The organism is Cytophagaceae bacterium ABcell3 (assembly GCA_030913385.1).
Classification (GTDB): Bacteria; Bacteroidota; Bacteroidia; order Cytophagales; family Cytophagaceae; genus ABcell3.
Genome location: CP133159.1, coordinates 4,588,816 through 4,608,750 on the forward strand (window position 1 = coordinate 4,588,816; position 19,935 = coordinate 4,608,750).

General features: G+C 39.1%; 15 protein-coding genes. 8 read left to right on the top strand and 7 right to left on the bottom strand.

Annotated elements, in window-relative coordinates; genetic code table 11:
- Positions 1-6: 6 nt before the first annotated feature.
- Positions 7-2,205: a catalase gene (locus RCC89_18730; GenBank protein WMJ75183.1), complete on the bottom strand. Its 2,199-nt coding sequence runs from the start codon at positions 2,203-2,205 to the stop codon at positions 7-9.
- Between the two features lie 391 nt (positions 2,206-2,596).
- On the opposite strand from RCC89_18730, the gene RCC89_18735 reads away from it, so the two are divergent.
- Positions 2,597-2,866, top strand: a complete 270-nt coding sequence (locus tag RCC89_18735) for a hypothetical protein (GenBank protein ID WMJ75184.1) — start codon at positions 2,597-2,599, stop codon at positions 2,864-2,866.
- A gap of 141 nt (positions 2,867-3,007) precedes the next feature.
- On the opposite strand, the gene RCC89_18740 is transcribed toward RCC89_18735, so the two are convergent.
- The 3 genes from RCC89_18740 to RCC89_18750 form a co-directional block, all read right to left on the bottom strand.
- Positions 3,008-5,407, bottom strand: a complete 2,400-nt coding sequence (locus tag RCC89_18740; GenBank protein WMJ75185.1) for a heavy metal translocating P-type ATPase metal-binding domain-containing protein — start codon at positions 5,405-5,407, stop codon at positions 3,008-3,010.
- Between the two features lie 255 nt (positions 5,408-5,662).
- Entirely contained in the window at positions 5,663-5,989 is a 327-nt protein-coding gene (locus RCC89_18745; GenBank protein ID WMJ75186.1) for a hypothetical protein, read from the bottom strand.
- A 174-nt stretch (positions 5,990-6,163) separates the two neighbouring features.
- On the bottom strand, positions 6,164-7,057 hold the full coding sequence (locus RCC89_18750) for a class I SAM-dependent methyltransferase (protein ID WMJ75187.1): 894 nt from the start codon (positions 7,055-7,057) through the stop codon (positions 6,164-6,166).
- A 51-nt stretch (positions 7,058-7,108) separates the two neighbouring features.
- On the opposite strand from RCC89_18750, the gene RCC89_18755 reads away from it, so the two are divergent.
- Positions 7,109-7,531: a hypothetical protein gene (locus RCC89_18755; GenBank protein ID WMJ75188.1), complete on the top strand. Its 423-nt coding sequence runs from the start codon at positions 7,109-7,111 to the stop codon at positions 7,529-7,531.
- Here RCC89_18755 and lysS read toward each other — a convergent pair.
- Positions 7,528-9,255: a lysine--tRNA ligase gene (gene lysS, locus RCC89_18760; protein WMJ75189.1), complete on the bottom strand. Its 1,728-nt coding sequence runs from the start codon at positions 9,253-9,255 to the stop codon at positions 7,528-7,530. The two genes, RCC89_18755 and lysS, sit on opposite strands and share 4 nt — an antisense overlap.
- 73 nt (positions 9,256-9,328) lie before the next feature.
- Positions 9,329-10,366: a proline dehydrogenase family protein gene (locus tag RCC89_18765; GenBank protein WMJ75190.1), complete on the bottom strand. Its 1,038-nt coding sequence runs from the start codon at positions 10,364-10,366 to the stop codon at positions 9,329-9,331.
- A gap of 269 nt (positions 10,367-10,635) precedes the next feature.
- Between RCC89_18765 and RCC89_18770 the strand changes: the two genes are divergently transcribed.
- From RCC89_18770 to RCC89_18795, 6 genes are all read left to right on the top strand, one after another.
- The gene (locus RCC89_18770; GenBank protein WMJ75191.1) at positions 10,636-11,742 is read left to right on the top strand and encodes a bifunctional 3-deoxy-7-phosphoheptulonate synthase/chorismate mutase type II; all 1,107 of its coding nucleotides are present in this window, start codon (positions 10,636-10,638) and stop codon (positions 11,740-11,742) included.
- 1 nt (position 11,743) lies between these two features.
- Positions 11,744-12,778, top strand: a complete 1,035-nt coding sequence (aroB, locus tag RCC89_18775) for a 3-dehydroquinate synthase (GenBank protein WMJ75192.1) — start codon at positions 11,744-11,746, stop codon at positions 12,776-12,778.
- 19 nt (positions 12,779-12,797) lie between these two features.
- Positions 12,798-14,027 carry a 3-phosphoshikimate 1-carboxyvinyltransferase gene (locus tag RCC89_18780; GenBank protein WMJ75673.1) on the top strand — a complete coding sequence of 410 codons (1,230 nt, stop codon included), beginning with the start codon at positions 12,798-12,800 and terminating at the stop codon, positions 14,025-14,027.
- Positions 14,028-14,334: 307 nt separating this feature from the next.
- The gene (locus RCC89_18785; protein ID WMJ75193.1) at positions 14,335-14,739 is read left to right on the top strand and encodes a DUF4783 domain-containing protein; all 405 of its coding nucleotides are present in this window, start codon (positions 14,335-14,337) and stop codon (positions 14,737-14,739) included.
- Between the two features lie 87 nt (positions 14,740-14,826).
- Positions 14,827-15,117: a hypothetical protein gene (locus RCC89_18790; GenBank protein ID WMJ75194.1), complete on the top strand. Its 291-nt coding sequence runs from the start codon at positions 14,827-14,829 to the stop codon at positions 15,115-15,117.
- A gap of 319 nt (positions 15,118-15,436) precedes the next feature.
- The gene (locus tag RCC89_18795; protein ID WMJ75195.1) at positions 15,437-17,581 is read left to right on the top strand and encodes a hypothetical protein; all 2,145 of its coding nucleotides are present in this window, start codon (positions 15,437-15,439) and stop codon (positions 17,579-17,581) included.
- 65 nt (positions 17,582-17,646) lie between these two features.
- On the opposite strand, the gene RCC89_18800 is transcribed toward RCC89_18795, so the two are convergent.
- The gene (locus RCC89_18800) at positions 17,647-19,920 is read right to left on the bottom strand and encodes a TonB-dependent receptor (protein WMJ75196.1); all 2,274 of its coding nucleotides are present in this window, start codon (positions 19,918-19,920) and stop codon (positions 17,647-17,649) included.
- Positions 19,921-19,935: the final 15 nt, after the last annotated feature.

Genomic DNA, 19,935 nt, shown 5'->3' on the forward strand with positions numbered 1-19,935 from the left:
TTTCTCTTATGCAGGCACCATGGTTTTTTCTTCCCTAGACCAAAACCTGTGCTGTTTTATAGCTTCCACAAACTCCCAGCCAAAATGCTGAATATTATCAGGGCTGGCACATGAAATCACTCCTTCGCTTTTCTTGATTTCACTTCCAATGGTTTGGTCAGCTATTTCTACACCTTTGATATCAGACTCGGCAAGAAGCTCCACCCCTTCGCTACTGGCAGCTATTGGTTTACAATGCTTAAAAGCTTCGTTGATAAAATGTAGTGCGTCTCCTTGCTTTTTCATAGCCTCTACACTCTCTTTGCCTCCTGGCACATACACCGCATCAAACATAATAGAGCCAGTGGTAATATGGTTTTTATCAACTTCCAACTCCTTACCTTCAGCACTCTTGACTTTTCCTTTAAACTTGGAAATAATTTTTGCCTTACCTCCAAACTCCATAATTTTATTTTTTACCTGCTCTACTTCATCATAGTTAAAACCGTCAGACACAAGTACAGCTACTTTACGACTTTTAATAGAATCAGCTTTTTTATTCCGTTCTATACTCAAGGCAGGTGAGTCTTCCACCATTCTACCGGAAGCTACTGCATTGCTTATAGATTCTTTGATTTTATCCATGGTAGAAGTGCTTGGAGGAGCCACTCCTATGCCCTCGGCTGTTTTTACTGCTAGCTCATGGTCTATATTGTTAAGAATTTCGTTGACCATTCTTTGCCTTACCTCTTTTGACTCTACTTTACCTAGTTCAAAATGCAAAGCTTTAATGATATGCTTTTTTTCAGGCATAGACATACTATTCCAAAACAAAGTAGCCTGAGAAAAATGATTTTGAAAACTTTCGCTTCTTTTGCGAATTTTTTGACCTTCTACTTTTTCCATATAGTGGACAAATCCACTCATATCGCCATTGGCCATTACTGGACATCCACCACCAAGACTATTTGGCCAATAGTTCACTTTCCCTTTGTTAATGGTTTGCTTCATAAAGCCACCACCATTTTGATTATGCACAGGTGTAACAGGTCTATTGATAGGTATTTCTGTAAAATTAGCACTGTTAAACCGATTAAGTTGCGTATCAAGATAAGAAAATAACCTGGCCTGCAACAGCGGATCATTTGTAAAGTCTATACCTGGAACTACATTGCCTGGATGGAAAGCCACCTGTTCTGTTTCTGCAAAAAAGTTATCCGGATTGCGGTTCAATACCATCTTTCCTACTTTTTTAAGAGGAACAAGCTCTTCTGGAATAATTTTCGTCGGGTCTAACAGATCAAAGTCAAACTTATGCTCATCTTCTTCCTCCACCATTTGAACACAAAGTTCAAATTCAGGATAATCACCAGACTCTATGGCCTCCCACAAATCCCTTCTCAACCAATCAGGGTCTTTTCCGGCCAGTTTTTGCGCTTCGTCCCATACAAGAGAATGGGTACCAAGTGTAGGTCTCCAATGAAATTTAACAAAACGTGCTTTACCTTGATCGTTAACAAAACGGAAAGTATGTACACCAAAGCCTTCCATCATACGAAAACTCCTAGGAATAGCACGGTCAGACAAAACCCACATAATCATATGAGATATTTCCGGCATAAGGGATGCAAAATCCCAAAAAGTATCGTGCGCTGCAGACGCTTGTGGCATTTCGTTGTCAGGCATAGGCTTTAAAGCATGAACCACATCAGGAAACTTCATTCCGTCCTGTATAAAAAATGGCGCCATATTATTAGCTACTAAATCATAATTTCCATCTTCGGTATAAAATTTAGTAGCAAAACCACGAACATCCCTCACGGTATCGGCCGAGCCACGGGATCCTATTACCGTTGAAAACCTGACAAAAACTGGGGTTTTAACATTAGGGTCTTGCAGAAATTTAGCTTTGGTAAATTCAGCCATAGGTTCATATACCTGAAAATACCCATGGGCACCAGCACCCCGGGCATGCACTACCCTTTCGGGTATAGACTCATGATCAAAATGTGTCATTCGCTCACGGAACAGAAAATCTTCCATTAGCGTAGGGCCTCGAGATCCTGCAGTAAGTGAATTGTCAACATCTGTAACCTTCACACCCTGATCTGTAGTCATAGGTTGGTCTTTGGGGTCTTCTCTAAAAGGCTCTAACTGCTCATTCTTTGTGTTTTCATTTACATTTCTTGTACCTTTCAAATTGCCTTGATTGTCTTTATTCTCCATAAGTCCTTATTTATTAGCGTTAGTTTGTCGTTACCAAGCGAACATCCAACCTTCTGCCCTTCCTGCCCTTATCAAAGTTGGCATACCCTTTATCTTTTTACATAGCTTAGAAAAAATCAACAAGGAACATTTGGAAATGTTTATTAAAAAAGACGCATTAAGAAATATGTTTTTACAGAAATAAATGAAGCAGGATTAATAAAAAAACTTAAACAAATTAGCCAGAAAATAATTATCAAATAGCCAATAAGGGAGTTTACTCCTTACTTACACTCCAAAAGCCCATCAGGCAAAAAGGTTTTATAAAACTGAAAAATGCAGAAGATCCTGTGAAAGTCGGGAAAGAAAATTTGTTATTATAATAAACATAGTCATTTAAAAGGGAAGCGTTATGAACAAAAACTATGTACCTGTTCCGCAGGACTTCAGAAATACCATTGAGGATATTAAGACCAAGGAAATATTCTCTGAAATATTCTATTTTGATGAACACGAAGTCCTTCATACCTCCAAAGGCGTAATAGAGGGTATTGCATCCTTACAGGAGGAGGGTGACTATCTTATAACCAATAACAAAGAAAAAATAAGGCTGGATAGAATTGTGAAAATAGAGGGTGTGCCAGGCCCTGCATTAAAAAGTTATCATTCACAATTACCATAAATTCAAAAACACGCAATCAGGGATTCGTTTTAGCAGTTAAGTAAGAGTGGTTCCAAAAGAGCACTGTTATTTCTTTGACCACTCTACCTGAATTGATTGCATAAGCTGTAAAAAAAAAGGGGGACATTTTCCCCTTTTTTTTTACAGCTTCCTTCCTTTTAAAGAAGTTGCCCAAGTAACATAACATACTATAAGAATAGCACTTGAAGGCATTAATATGGCAGCTATAAGCGGACTCAAGATACCCTGAACTGCAAAACCGAGCCCTGTGAAATTGTACACCAGCGACAGTACAAATGCAATCCATACAATGGTCAAGCATTGACGGGCATACCTAACATATCGGTGCAACCTACTCAATTTTCTAGAGTCAAGTATAGCATCGCATGCTGGTGAAAAATTATAGACATTGTCCGAAATGCTTATTCCAAAATCAGCAGCCTTTAAAGCACCTGCGTCATTCAGGCCATCCCCGATCATCATTACAGTATGTCCTTTTTTCTTTAGCGCTTTAATATAATTCAACTTATCTGCCGGCTTCATATCAAAATGCAGGTTATCAGGGTCTCTGAAAAGTGTTTGCAGGTAAGGCTTTTCAGACTCATTATCGCCAGATAGCAAATGCAGGTTGTAATCCTTTTCTAATGACACGATCATTTCATCAAACCCCTTGCGATATTTATTTTTAATCAGAAACACACCTTTATAATCCCCGTCGATGCTTACATGCACCTGAGAACTCTTTCGGATACAATCTGAAACATCCTTCGCCCCAGCAAATTTGGCAGACCCGAGAACCACTATGTGCTTATTGCATTTCCCTGTAATTCCTTCAGACGCTTCCTCTCTAAATTCTGATATCACATAACTTTTCCTGTCTTGAAGATGACTGTACAGCGCTTCACTCAATGGATGCGTAGACTGTTCTGTTAAAGAATATACCATTGCCAGCTCTTCCTCCGACAAAGGCTTTCCCTCATAAGTAACCTCAGACACGTCCGTGCGGGTAAGTGTTCCGGTTTTGTCAAAAACAATCGTATCAGCTTTAGCCAAATTAGCCAATAAATCTGGCTTTCGTAGATAAAAACCTCTATTCCCCAAAGTATTCATACTATTGCCAAAGGCAAAAGGAATAGCCAGGGCAAATATGCAAGGACAAGCAACAATAAACACTGAAGCCAATGCGTGCATAGCCAGCGAAGGGTCAGTAAGAGTCCAAAATAGATAAACAGCCACACCTGTCAGTAAAACCGCTGGTGTAAAATAATAGCTTACCTTATCGGTTATTCCCGAAATTTTACTTACTGATGGTTTGGCAAAAGCCTCATCGTTCCATAATTCTGTAATTTGACTGGCAGAGACTTCTTTAAGCACTTCTAATTCCAAAATTGCCCCCTTCTGTCTTCCGCCTGCAAATACTTTGTCGCCTTCATATTTAGTGACAGGACGTGATTCGCCAGTAACAAAACTATAGTCAATACTCCCCTTACCACTCCTAATGACAGCATCGGACGGGATCAGTTCATTGCTCCTTATCCTTATATGGTCTCCGGACTTTAGATCAGTAACCGCAATATTTACTTCTTTACCGTCTCTAATACCTTTTACAGCAACAGGAAAATATGATCTAAAATCACGGTCGAAAGACAACGCTTCGTAGGTACGTGCTTGAAACCACTTCCCTACCAACAAAAAGAAAACCAAACCTGACAAAGAATCTAAATACCCCGCACCAGTATGAGATAGTATTTCATATACACTCTTAAAGAAAAGGGCGAACATACTCAAGGCTATGGGGATCTCTATATTTAGAATACGTTTTTTCAACCCTCTCCATGAGTTAACCAGATAGTCAGAACCACCATATACGAAAGCAGGCACAGCTAACAAAAGGCTCAAATAGGAGAAATATTTCTTGAGCGAATCTTCCATTACCGCCTGACCATCCAAATATTCAGGCAGTGCAAGCATCATTATATTACCAAAGCTGAATCCGGCAACACCAATTTTATAATAGAGGCTTCTGTCAATTTTCTTTTTGCTACCATCGGCGTGCTCTAAGTTAATCAAAGGCATATAACCAACTTTGCCTAACAATTCGGCTACTTCCCTTAAACTAACTTCTTGTTCCTTAAAGGTAACGGTAACCTCTTTGCGTATAAAGTTTATCCTAGAATGAATAATACCAGCATGGAGGCGGCTTAAATTTTCAAGTAGCCAAATGCATGAACTGCAATGGACTGACGGTATATAAAAGGTAACCCTACTTATGGTTCCGTCATAAAAAGAAAGAAGCTTTTGCCTGATCCCATCATCATCAAGAAAACTGAGGTCCTGTGAAGGTTGATTTGATTTAACCCCAGGGTTTTCCTGCAACTGGTAATATTCACAGGCATTTCCTGTATTCAGTATTTCATAAACAGCCTTACAACCTTGACAGCAAAAAAACTTGCTATCAAGGGAAATGCTTTGATCTTTGCAGTCATCACCACAATGATAGCATTTCTTTTCTTCGATTGCTTTAAGTGAGGTGGTATCCATTAAAAGCAAATATCACCTCTTATAAAGACTTTTTAAATGACTAGGATCATCGAAAAAAATGATTGAATCTGAAGTATGCATTAGAACTTGCTATTGCGTGGCAAAACAACTTCAAATCAGACGCTTCGCTAGCATTTGGTTTTTAGCCATAGAACCACGATCCTTTACAAACCAAATACGCTGATTTTTTTATCCTTTTGCCCCTCATAACGAAATCTAATGTATAATCCAGGTTGAAGTAGAAAGCAGAATCCTTTACATGGCATCTAATCTCCGCCGGATACTTTCTTTGAGGCGGGTTTTAATAACAGGGAAATAAGGCCTTAGCTTTTTCCTGAACAGGTAGCGCACTAACATGAGCACAATAAAGCCTGCAATAAAGGATATGGCCGTTTCCATAAATTCATACTCTGTTTTGGAAACAATGGTCTTCTTGGAAGCCAAACCCCATAGGTTTTTAATGCTGCGAGTTTCAAAAAAACTAGAAAGTAAGCCAGCTACGCCCATACCAGTCAGGAAACCTACAAAGTTTTCAGCTATTTCTTTAAAGAGGTATGTAAAAAAACCTTCTTCTTTTTCCATGGTCAATTGTTACATTAACAATGTGCTTTACTTATACAATCATAAAAAATAAGCTAAACACAGAAAGATTCAAAGAAAAAAGGCAAAAAAACATCCAATACTGTCCAGCACCCGATGACAAGGTGCTATTTTTGCCATTTTCATTAAACGAAAGGGCAAGACAAATAAGGTTCTTTATTTATAGAACCTATAAAAGGTACCTAAAGGCAGCTTTTTATTAAAAGAGTCTTCTAAGTAAAGTTCACCCATTTCTGGGTGGCTTACTGTACCAAATACTGATTGCACAAGTGTTTCCTGAACAAGGGCAGAAAAACCAATAGAGTACAGGTTAAGTATAAAAAAATGATGTGTTGGGCTTAACAATTCTTTGCAGGCAGAAATCATTTCATGGATCTGTTCTTGAATTACCCATTTTTCGCCTTTCGGGCCTCGGCCATAAGCAGGCGGATCTAAAATTATCCCATGATACTTATTCCCCCTTCTTGCCTCTCTCTGCACAAACTTCATAGCATCCTCTACCACCCATCTAATATCATTGAGCTGGCTGGCTTCCATATTCTCTCTTGACCAGTTTATTACCTGTTTTACAGAGTCCACATGCACCACATCAGCCCCAGCGGCTTTAGCTGCAAGTGACGCACCGCCGGTGTAAGCGAACAAGTTCAAAACCTTTGGTTTTTCTACAGGCATTTCCTTGATGCGTTTATAAATATAATCCCAGTTAGAAGCTTGTTCCGGAAATATCCCCACATGTTTAAAAGCCGTAAGCCCTAAGCGGAAACTAATCTTGGTATCATTTAAAGGATAATTAATATACCACTGCTGTGCCATTCCTTTTTTCAGCAACCATTCGCCTTTTTCGCCATCAAGCTTTTCTTTACCGTTGCTCGCCCGCTTAAAAGTAGCATTCACTTTACTATCCCACTCTTGCTCAGACAGTGAAGGTCGCCATACCGCTTGAGGTTCGGGACGAGCAAGAAAAAACTCACCGAATTTTTCTAATTTTTTATAACCACCACTATCTATTAATTCGTAATCATTCCAATGAAGGGGCTTTAAAAGAAGCATAGCGTTAAAGTGTAACAGTTAGTGAAAGAATAACAGAAAAAGGTTCTTCCCATGCAAAAAACAAGATATATCATTCTGATCTGCTTTTCATTGGTCAGTATATTTATGGCTTCTCTTTTTTTTACCTATAATTTAGATTCAAAAAAGCAGGCTTTTGATACTGAAAACCTTTATCAAACATGGCAAATTAAGAAGTTTTACAAAAACGGAAAGCTAGTCCTCAATGATCCCAAATATGACAACTTACGCCTGAAAATAAACAGAGACGGAACTGCCCAATGGATTCGTGAAGGAGAAAGCTTGTATATTTCTTTCGAAGTAACTCCTGACGGCTCTCAAATAATTATTGACGACGGCTACACCATAGAAAATATAGAGACCATATTTGAGCTCAGCAAAGAGAAATTTCGCTTTGGAAAAAGGAATGCCATAACACACTACGAGTATGTTATGGTCCCCTTAGATTTTCATTAAGAAATCCATCCCTTAACATCTTCGGCTTTTGGTGCCGGAATGTCAAGTTTTAGTTTTTTTCTCATGCCACAAAGGTCATTAAACAATTTATTAGGATTGGCAGCTTTCAAATCAGAGACAGTAACAAAGCCTAATTTTTGAATAACGGGAATCCATTCTTTAGGCACACCAATTTCCAGATAGTCCTCTTCTGAGGAAACTGTTGCTTTCTTTTCAGGCTTCATTTGAGGGAAAAACAATACATCCTGAATAGATGCAGAATTGGTCATAATCATCGTTAACCTGTCTATACCGATACCAAGACCAGCAGTAGGCGGCATACCATATTCTAAAGCCCGAAGGAAGTCTTCATCAAGCACCATGGCTTCAGAGTCACCTCTTTTGCCAAGTTCCAATTGCTCTTCAAAGCGTTTACGCTGGTCTACAGGGTCATTCAACTCTGAGAATGAGTTACAAATCTCTTTCCCATTGCAAATAGCCTCAAAACGCTCTACCAGCCCTTCTTTGCTTCTGTGTTTTTTAGCAAGCGGCGACATTTCTACAGGGTAGTCGGTAATAAAAGTTGGCTGGATAAGCTTAGGCTCACATTCACTACCAAAGATTTCATCAATGATCTTACCTTTACCCATAGAAGGATCTACAGGTATGTCAAGCTTTTGAGCCACTTCCCTAAGTTCTTCTTCGTTCATTTCATCGATCTCGTAACCTGTAAAGTGCTTTATAGCTTCAAACATGGTAAAGCGTTGCCAAGGACGTTGAAAGTTAATCACATTATCTCCCACCTTCACTTCAGTACTTCCGTTTAAGGCAAGAGCCACTTTTTCCACCATTTCCTCTACCAAGTCCATCATCCAGTAGTAATCTTTATAGGCTACATAAAGCTCTACCTGCGTAAATTCAGGATTATGGAACCTGGACATACCCTCATTACGGAAATCTTTGGCAAACTCATATACACCTTCAAAACCTCCGACAATAAGCCTCTTAAGATAAAGCTCATTGGCAATACGAAGGTATAAAGGCATATCAAGCGTATTGTGATACGTCTTAAAAGGCCTGGCAGATGCACCGCCATAAATAGGCTGAAGTACCGGGGTTTCAACCTCTAAATATCCTTTATCGTTTAGGTAGTTGCGGATAGAGTTGATTAACTGTGTCCTTTTAAAAAAGGTGTTCCTTACCTCAGGGTTTACAATTAAGTCTACATACCTCTGCCTATAGCGCATTTCTGGATCAGAAAAGGCATCATAAACCACCTTATTCCCATTTTCATCCACAGCCTCTTTTACAATAGGGAGTGGCTTTAGGGCTTTGGTAAGCACCTTTAGGTTGGTAACATGAATAGAAACTTCTCCAGTCTGCGTAGTAAATACATAACCTTGCAGACCAATAATGTCACCTATATCAAGAAGTTTTTTAAAAACCTTATTATATAAAGTTTTGTCCTCATCAGGGCAAATGTCATCACGGCGAACGTATATCTGGATACGCCCTGTAGCATCCTGAATTTCAGCAAAAGAAGCACTCCCCATTATACGACGGCTCATCAAACGGCCAGCAATGGATATATTTTTATAGTCAGTCTTTCGCTTTTCGTAGTTCTGAAAAATATCCTGAACAGATACATTGACGTTAAAAGTTTCTGATGGATAAGGGTCTAACCCCATTTTCATCAGTTCTTCTCTCTCTTCTCTTCTTATAATCTCTTGTTCACTTAGATGCATATTAGTAAGCGGGCTTATTCAATTAATCAGATAGCAAAAATAAATGAATTACCCGAATAAAAATAATAAGCACCTAAAGTTTTGTCATATCAGCAGGATTATCTTTGCTATATTCCATTTTTCGGCGATCAAGTTCCTTTCTGATCAGCGACAGTTCTCTACTGGCCTGTCCAGCGACAGACTGATTTTCGTTGGCCCTACGAATCAGGTATGGCACTGCTGCCTCCACAGGGCCCCAAGGCAAATATTTAGTAACATTGTACCCTCTCTGAGACAGGTTAAACGAAATATGGTCTCCCATCCCATATAACTGAGAGAAAGAAACCCTTGGGTCATCAGGTTCAATGTTGTGTTCCCGCATAAGATCAGTCAATAACATATTGCTCTTTTCATTATGAGAACCACAGCAGACATGTACCCGGTCTATATTCTCTACGCATAACTTCAAAGCATTATCAAAAGCCTCGTCAGTTTCAGGCTTAGTTTCAAAGACTGGGCTTTTGTACTTCAACTTAGCTGCCCTTTCACGCTCTTTGTCCCAATAAGCCCCTCTAACCAATTTTGCTCCAAGGTAAAACTGTTCGTCTTTTGCCAGACGGAGAACATTTTCCAGGTTTTTGGGCATATCCGACCTATACATCTGAAAAGTATTATAAACAATAGCTGTTTCTTTATTATACTTGCTCATCATGGCAGTAATAATAGCATCCACAGCATCTTGGATCCAGCTTTCCTCAGCATCCGCCATTATCGGCACCTTAAGTTCAGCTGCCCTATGGCAAAGAATGTCAATCCTTTCCTTGAGCAAATCAAACATTTTGGTTTCCTCATCATTCAAAACCTTACCACTCTGAACCTTATCAAGTACAGCCACAGACCCAATGGCGGAAGGTTTGAAAACTGTAAAAGCAACATTTTCCTGCTGACCGGTAAACTCAATGGTATCCAAGATATTTTCAAAGGCATCTTTATACGCCTCCTCAGAGCTACCACCTTCAGCAGCATAGTCAGGAATGGTTTTGATGTTAAACTGAGCCAGTGCATCAATGGCTGTTTTACACTCTTCCAAAGTTTCTCCGCCACAGAAATGAAAAAAAAGTGTCTTTTTCACCAAAGTTTTTATCGGAAGTTTATATTTCAGAGCGGATTTTACAAAATAACTCCCTATCTTTGCAGGGTGTTTCCAGTTCATAAGAGAGAACAGCAAATGCATTCTCCGCAGGTCTCCATTAGTTTTATGCACAAACGCTTTGGAAGTGTCTTCGAACGATAATATGTCGGGATTCTGTATCATATAAAAAATAAATAAAACAATATATTTCTATTAGAACGGTTATTTTATTTAATTGTTGACCTAATTCATTCTATACTTTTAATAATATGAAAGTTAATTTAAATGTTAGTCCTCTTGACAAATGGGCTAATCTGAGTTCAAAACCTTTGGTAATAGCAGGGCCATGCAGTGCAGAGACCCCAGAACAGCTAATGAAAACAGCCCAAGGACTCAAGGACCTAAAGGTTGATGTAATCAGAGCTGGTATATGGAAACCAAGAACCAGGCCAAACTCTTTTGAGGGTGCCGGTGCTGACGGTCTTCAGTGGCTTAAAGATGTTAAGAATGAACTTAAAACTCCGGTTGGAACTGAAGTAGCCAACCCTGAACATATTGAAGAAGCCCTAAAATACGATATTGACGTACTTTGGATAGGCGCCAGAACTACTGTTAGCCCATTTGCTATGCAGGAAATGGCTGATGCCCTAAAAGGAGTAAAGAATATTACCGTATTGGTGAAAAACCCTACGCACCCTGAACTGGGTCTTTGGATAGGCGCTTTCGAAAGATTGAACCAGGCTGGGATTACCAACTTAGGAGCTATTCACAGAGGGTTTGCCGTGTATGACAAGTCTAAATATAGGAACCAACCTTTCTGGCAAATTCCTATTGAACTTAGAAGAGTTGCTCCGCAAATTCCTATCATCTGCGACCCTAGCCACATAGCTGGTGCAAGAGATTATATCTTTGAAATCTCGCAGAAAGCAATGGACCTAACTTTCGATGGATTGATGATCGAAACACACATAGATCCTGACAATGCATGGAGTGACGCAGCTCAGCAAGTAACACCTGCTAGGTTAAAAGAAATCCTTTGCGACCTACAAATCAGGGAAGCTTCTATAGACAACCAGGAGTTCAACAGTCAACTGGATGATTTAAGAAAGAAGATTGATAACATCGACAGAGAGCTTATCGAGATCCTTGCGGCCAGAATGCACATTGTTGAAAAAATCGGCGAATACAAGAAAGGCAACAATGTAACCACATTTCAGGTGAAGAGATGGGATGAAATCATGAAAAACAGAACAGAGCTTGCTAAGAAGATGAACCTTAACGAAGCTTATATAAGTGAGATCTACAAGATCGTTCATGAAGAATCCGTAAGGAGACAAACAGAAATAATGAAAAAAGAGGAAGAATCTAAAGCTTAAAATGCCTTCTGAAATTTTTATAACCAGTAATATTGCCGGTAAAATCCGGCAGTATCTGGAGGGGAAGCAGTACTCCGGAATCTGTATTATCGTAGATGAAAATACAGAGGAGCATTGCCTCCCTTTACTTTTACCCTCACTGCCAGGAGCCAATATCATTGCCATTAAAAGTGGTGAAGAAAACAAAAATTTGGCTACCTGTGAGCATATCTGGCAAAAGATGACTGACCTTCAACTAGACAGGAAGGCATTGGTCATTAATGTCGGTGGCGGTGTTATAGGAGATATGGGCGGATTCTGTGCCGCAACATATAAAAGAGGTATAGACTTTATTCAAGTACCTACCACCCTCCTATCGCAAGTCGATGCAAGTGTAGGGGGAAAATTAGGTGTTGATTTCCAACACTTCAAAAACCATATTGGTGTTTTTTGTGAGCCTGTAGCAGTTTTTATTGACACTGTTTTCCTTAAAACTTTGCCAGTAAACGAGCTAAGATCGGGGTATGCTGAAGTAATCAAACACTGCCTCATCGCTGATAGTGAAAAGTGGGAAGAAATTAGCCTAAAAAGCTTTGAAGAGCAGAACTGGAATGATTTGGTAAAACATTCTATCCAGATGAAGGCAAAAATCACTTCAGAAGACCCTTTTGAAGGTGGACTCCGAAAAATCCTCAATTTTGGACATACCATAGGCCACGCCATAGAAAGCTATTTCCTGAACATTCCGGGCAAAAAGCTTTTACACGGTGAAGCTATTGCTATTGGTATGATAGCAGAAGCCTTTATAGCCCATGACAAAGGCTTTATAAGTGAAAATGACCTAAACAAGATCAAGTCTTATATTCTGTCCGTTTTTGGACATAGGGAACTTTTTGAATATGATTTGGAAAAAATAATCACCCTGACCCTCCAAGACAAAAAAAATGAACGCAACGCCATCTTGTGCTCATTGCTAGAGGAGCCTGGAAAGGCCAATTATAACCAGCCTGTCCAGTTTAGGGAAATAAGAGATGCGCTAAAATTTTATTCATTATAAAGGTATGTCTCAGGCCAAAATGAACATTCTGGAAATTAAAAAACATTCTGGAAAAGTACACTGTACAATAACACCTCCGTCTTCAAAAAGCGAAAGCAATAGAGCATTAATAATAAATGCATTGACCGGATTTAAGTCAGACATACAAAATGCGTCTAATGCCCGTGACACACAGACCATGATAAGGCTGTTACAGTCGGAAGAAAAAACATTAGATGTAATAGACGCTGGGACAACCATGCGTTTTTTAACGGCTTACCTTGCCATTACGGGTCAAAACAAGATATTAACCGGAACCAAGAGAATGTGCGAGCGCCCTATCAAACTTTTGGTAGACGCTCTAAGAACATTGGGTGCCAATATTACTTATTTGGGCAACGAAGGTTATCCACCGCTAGAAATACACCATTTTGACAAGTCTAAGGTACCTACCAACAAGTTAAGCATCAGAGGAGATGTAAGCAGCCAATACATTACAGCTTTGCTCATGGTAGCACCTGTGCTTCCCGAAGGGCTAGTACTAGAACTTACCGGTAAAATCGGTTCACGGCCATACATAGAAATGACCCTGAGCCTAATGGCCAAATTTGGTATCCAAGCTGACTGGACCGGGAACACAATTACTATCAAACACCAAGAATATAAACCGGCCACTTATAAAATAGAGTCTGACTGGTCGGGGGCAAGTTACTGGTTCAGCATAGCAGCTCTTGCAGACGAAGCTGAAATTAAACTAGAAGGGTATAAAAAAGACTCCTATCAAGGCGACCATGTCATTACTGAGATCATGGAGCATTTAGGCGTAAAAACCACTTTTACGGAAAGCGGATTGCTTTTGCAAAAAAGTGGGACTGCTTCTGACTTTTCTTTCGATTTTACCCATTGCCCAGATTTAGCACAAACCATTGCTGTGGCATGCGCCGCAAAAGGTATTGAATGCACTATGTCAGGGCTAGAAAGCTTGCGCATAAAAGAAACCGATAGAATTGCCGCTTTGCAAAACGAGTTAAAGAAGTTTGGCACCGAAATGGTGGAAGTTGAAAAAGATGTTACGTACAAGGTCTTAAAGTCTGACTTTAAGATTGACAATCAACAAATAGCCACTTATAAAGACCATAGGATGGCTATGGCTTTTGCCCCACTTGCCTTACTAGGCGAAATTGCCATTGAGCAACCTGATGTGGTGGACAAGTCATATCCAGACTTCTGGAAAGATTTGTCTGTAGCAGGCTTTAGCTATAAAGACTAACTAGCGCCCTCTTCATATTAGCCCTGAATTATGTAAAAGGTCCTTTACATAATTCAGGTTTATAGTTTAACTGGATTATATATTTCAGGCTTAGTACCGAAAATTCACCTTTTCATATCCCGCACCTACCTACGCCTCAGCTTACCGCACCAAATACACCAAAATACATGAATTAATAGGCTAGAAACGTATTTCAGAAGATTAATCCCCTAAATATTTACTTTTTGGTTACAAATATTTAACCTGATTTAATTTAATATTATATTTTTTTTTCCCATTTTAGGGTCAATTTATTACGCCAGTATATATGAAACTACATAACACTTTTTACTATTTTGGCATTTTTTCGCTTTTACTGCTATGCAGCTTTTCTCATAATTCCCAACAAGAGCCTCTTGACAATATAATGGGTCTTATACGTACTGCCAACCTAAAAGAGCTAACCGGTTATTTGGACAAAGAAGTCAAAGTTATTCTGCCAGGAGAGGAAAAAAACTACAAAAATACCCAGGCAGCAAGCGTACTTGATGGCTTTTTCAAAAAACATCCCCCTTCAAATTTGTCTTTACTACACAAAGGAAAATCCAATAAAGATGCCCAATATGGAATAGCAAACTACTCTTCTGAGGATAAAAACTTTAGGGTATACATTTACCTTAAGACTATAGACGCATCCCTTGTAATACAAGAAATAAAAATAGAAGAACAATAGGTATTTTTTTTCTAAGAAGGGTAACATTTCACATCTTCTGATGGTTAAAATATTAAGTATTGTAGTAGATGGATTTAATTGAAGGGTATGAAATATTTAATAGCACTAATGATCTCCTTTGGGATGATCTCCACATCATTGGCTCAATCAGGTCAGGAACTAGAAGAGTTAGAGGAAGAAGGCGAAATCGCATGTTTTTTCATAGATGAAAATACAATTGCTTGTTTTCAAGAACCCGTAGAAGAAGATACACTTCAATCCCCTAACCAGGACAGAAGACATGAGTCAGACACTCCCCAGGAAGAAAAAGACCACTGGGACAGGAGCAGAGAGGAGGAAGATGACGACTACAGGAGAATCCAAACATTCAATTATTAATAAAACTTTACGTCATATTTTCTTTTGTGTAAATAAAGGACTGTTTTTCTACTAAAGCAGTCTTTTATTTATTATGCCCCACATTAACATTTCTATTGATTTTCAACCTGAATTATGGCGATAGATTTCACCATCAGGAGCAAAATAACAGTAAGTTTCCCCCCTTGCGTTTACAAAATATATTTTAAGTGAAGCTTTGAGCATTTTTCTACACGCCTTAAATATAAATCCAGCATCATAATTTAGGCCTTGTATACGTTTTTACTATATTTACTCAAATACCTTAAAAGATCAAGTATATAATATTCGTTTCTTTGACATGAAACCTGGCTTTTTCAAAAAGTATATTCTCCTGTTTTTGTTGATTGTAGGAGCATCAATGTTCCCTACAAAAAATTATGCGCAGAACCACTTCAATGAAGTGGTTATAAAAACTGATACTTCAGAGTATCTCTTTAGCAAAAACGCTATAACATATATGCACGAAAAACACTTCGCATTTAGAGCCGAAAGTGAAAAACCAGTGCTTGAAATAACTATTTATCCGGATTCAGTATATAATTTTAACGAAATCCACCTTTTGAATTCTCCCGACTTTTCTATAGTTGACTCAATGTTGTTCATAGATGACAAGTTTTTCCGTGGGAAAATAAAATTACATAATACCAACAATACTGATTTCCCTCACCTTCTTTTTCAGGTACATACAGAAAAAAAAGTACTTATAAAAGAAATAAAGTTGCTGCCATACTATGAACCAGTGGTTTATATAAAGGAAGAGGAAACACAATTGTTTCAAGATGAAGAAAAGTCAATACAGCTTCATGGAAAAAACTTGTTTAACCTAAAAACCAACGATACTTGGATAGAAGAAAGCAGCTACGACCACAGAATTGTAAAAACTGACGGCAACTATTTCCTACAAATCAAACCCAAAACTACAGGAATTAAGTTTTTTTCTCATAAGCTAAGAACTATTCGTCCTTATGTCAATGAACATAGTCTCCTTTCTTACAACTTAGACCCTCTTAGCTTAAAGCTGCATGTGCTTCCATCTAGGATCGACTTTTTAAACACCGACAGAAGCTACATCTACCTGGACATCAGCCACAAGTCCGGCGAGGAAATACAGTTGGACAATAACAAAAACCTACAGTTAAAAAAAACCTATAGGCTAGAAGATCAAGAAGAAAGAGGAGGAAGACTAATTGCCGAACTTTTTACAGTTTCTCAAATAGCCAATACCGACAAGGTGCTTTGCAGGGTAAAGCCCTATGCTTTACACAGAGTGGAAGACGGATATCTATACATTAAAGATGGTGACAAAAACCGGTTTATAACGAACTTTAATATTGTAGAAAAGCCACGCATAGACAAAATACATATCATGCATGAAGGACAGGATTGGACTAATAACCTGTCTGTAAATCCAGGTGAAAATATAGAGGTACGTATTGAGGGCACAGGGCTAAAAAATTCCTCACTCCAATTTGACGGTTTACCCATCATCCACCCTGACAGCACCAGGCTCTCGGACGAGACTTTGTTTTATAAATTTAAAATACCTGTAGATATTTCAAAACGCAAGGTGTCTCTATTTATGAACAAAAAGGTTACGCCTTACGAGCTTTTGATAAAAGAATACCAGCAACCTTCCGATTTTGATTTTGTATATATTAACTACGACGGCAATAATATTCCTCTAAACAATCAAAAGTTAGACAAACCCATTTTCATTCAAGATGCTTTGAAAGATATAAATTTAACCTTTGATGGCAATAAAATAGACAAGGATAACAAGCTATACGGGAAACAATATATCAATATCGAAATTAGGGTTATGGACAACCGAAACCAGCTGGTAGACTATCAGACTATTAACAATATAGTAGTTTGCCCTGGGGAAGCGTCTCCTCGATTTTCTTATTATGACACCAAAGACTGCCGTTTCAAAACCATAAGCCTTAATGATTACCTAATGCAGAAAACCTACAATTTGGAAGCATTTACACAGCTACAAATCAGCGTGAGCCATAATGAACCCAAACAAGGCGCCGTAGGGTATACTAGAAAAGTGAAATTCATAATGACAAGAAGTATTCACTTTGACATGCAGGTTTCATTTCCAGCAGGTCTTTTGGTAAAGAAGTTTAACCAACAAGGTATAGGTAACTTGTCAGGTATAAGTACCGCAGTGCTTGCACAACTTGCTTTTTATGACAAAGAAAGGATAGGGCGGTTGAGACCGTATAAAGTTGGGGCAGGGTTTATAGCGCTTAATGCTTTTAACTTTAGCGAAGACCCCAATGTAACCCGGGACATAGGAATTGTTGTTCTAGGCTCTCTCCTACCGGTGAGAAAAGACTCTAAGTTCAGCATCCCACTTTATGTAGGTGGCGGATACCTGCTTAAAAACAATACCTGGTTCCTAATACTTGGCCCAGGTATTCAGTTCAACTTCTAGCTTCCTGACAAGAAGTAAAGAAATGTGGCATTTCCTGTCGTTTGTTTAGGAAATGCCACATTAGATCAAAAAATCACTTTTAATCCTGCGGTAATATTACGCCCCATATTATAAATACCCCATTGCCTCGTAATCGCCAGATGGTCAAAATAAACTGCATTAAGCAAATTATTAGCAGTAAGATTTAACTGAAGAGCATATCCAGAAAAAGGTACTGTAGCCCCTAAGCCAGTGGAAAATAAAAAGTAGCCAGGCGTGGCCAGTTCATCAGACGCCACCCGATCCTGTGCAAATACATAATTACCCCTTGCAAAGAAATAAGGAGCTTCCGCAAATCCAGCCTTATCGGCAGAAAGCCTAAGTTCATTAATAATTCTATCAGCAGGAATAAGAGGCAAAGGTTCGTTAAGCGAAAGCCTAGTCCCCCTAACACCGGCATAAGCAAGTTTGTACTCAAACCACCTCAAATTATGTGGATGAATGCGTACCCCTGCCTCACCACCATACAGGCGTGCATCATCTTGTTCAAAAGCCCAAATATCCAACTCACCAGCTCCCTCTCCAATGGTTTCTCCCGTAGGGTTAAAAAATATGTAATTTTGGATGTGATTAAAATATCCTGCTGCCTCAAACGAAAAACTCTTTCTTCTGAAAAGCATGCTCAAGTCAACCTCTAGATTTTGCTCCCTATCAAATTCAGCATTACCCATTTCAAACCTCCTTGTTCCCGGATGATGTCCATTTGAAAAGAGTTCAGCCAAATCAGGTGCCCTGAAACCGGAAGCGATATTAGACTTTAATAAAAGTTGCTTACTTATCTCCCAAGACAAGCCTGCCGAACCCGTAAAGCCACCAAAAGTCCTACTCATCATCTCCGACTCAGGGGAACCAGGGAGCTCAAACTCTTCTAGCGCTGTTGTACTTGCCCTTGTGTGACGATAGTCATACCGCAAACCACCCTGCAGGTTAAGCTTTCCTAAGTCTTTAATAACCAAAGAATAAATACCATTGTCATACATAACAGCATCAGGCATCAAAATTTCATCCGCTTCTGCCATATTCGTGTTAGACATTCTAAATCCCTGAGCTCCAATAACCAACTCAGTATTTTTAAGAGCGTTATTAGAAAAGCGAAGGTCATAGGTAGAGGTATTTAATATAAGGCCTAAATCGATCTCATCAACCTCCTCATTTTCCTCCCTTAAGTTTAAATGGTGGCCTAATGTTAGGTTAAGTTTAGACTTCCCTAAAAAAATTGTATTTTGAGAAGTAACTAAATGGTCTGTCACGTCCATATAAGGAACCATAATACTCCGATCCCAACGGTGCGTAGCCATGGTTTCTTCCATTTCATCATCCTCGATCATCCCAATACGCTGCTTATTGTATGTGTAAGACAACTTGCTTTGAAACCGCTCCTTATTGATACCAGCAGTGGCTTTTCCCATACCTGATTGAAACCTGGAATTGCCAACAGCCCTATTGTTACCATCAACATAGTCAGCATGTGATTGGAGATTCCCATAAGCTTGCCAGTAAAAACCATTGTCAGCACTCCCCTTTAACAGCACTTCATTCCTGTGACCTAAGGTATTAGAAAAAGCTTGCATACCCACCATTCCTTCAAACCTCCTGTCGGAGGGTTGTGCATCAATAAAATTCAGTACTCCACCAATAGCACCAGAACCATACATTAAAGAAGCAGGCCCTTTAATTATTTCGATTCTATCAACAGAAAAGTCATTTAAGCCCAAGCCATGATCCTCTCCCCATTGGTGGTTTTCAAACCTTATGCCCTGATACATGGTTAAAATCCTACTAAAAGACAATCCTCTGATAACAGGTTTTCCTACTCCGGGGCCTAATGAGATTTGAGTCACTCCAGGTACCCTTTCCAGTGCATCCATCATATCAAAACCGCCTGTTTCTTTAATTTCCCTGCCAGAAAGACTTGAAACTTGGTAAGGAGTTTCGTCTTTACCTGCAAAACGACCTGCGGAAACAACCACTTCATCTTCCATCCCCCAAGATTCGGCCATCATAAATGTTTTCTCGTTATTCCCTTCGGCCAAGATTAGAGGTTCGATAATATCCTGAAAAGAAAGGTGTTCAATTTTAAGAGTAAATCTTCCAGAAGGAAGGTTTCTAAAAACAAACACCCCACTATCGTTTGAAATAGCCGTTTTGTTTAGCTCAGGGAAAGAAACAGTAGCACCTGCCACAGGTTTACCATCCTCTTCTGATAAAATTGTGCCTTTTATAAGCACTGTACCATCTACCTGAGCCATAACTAAAGTAGCAGTCTTTAAAAAAATCAATAACAAAAATAAGCGTGACATATATCTCAATAATTG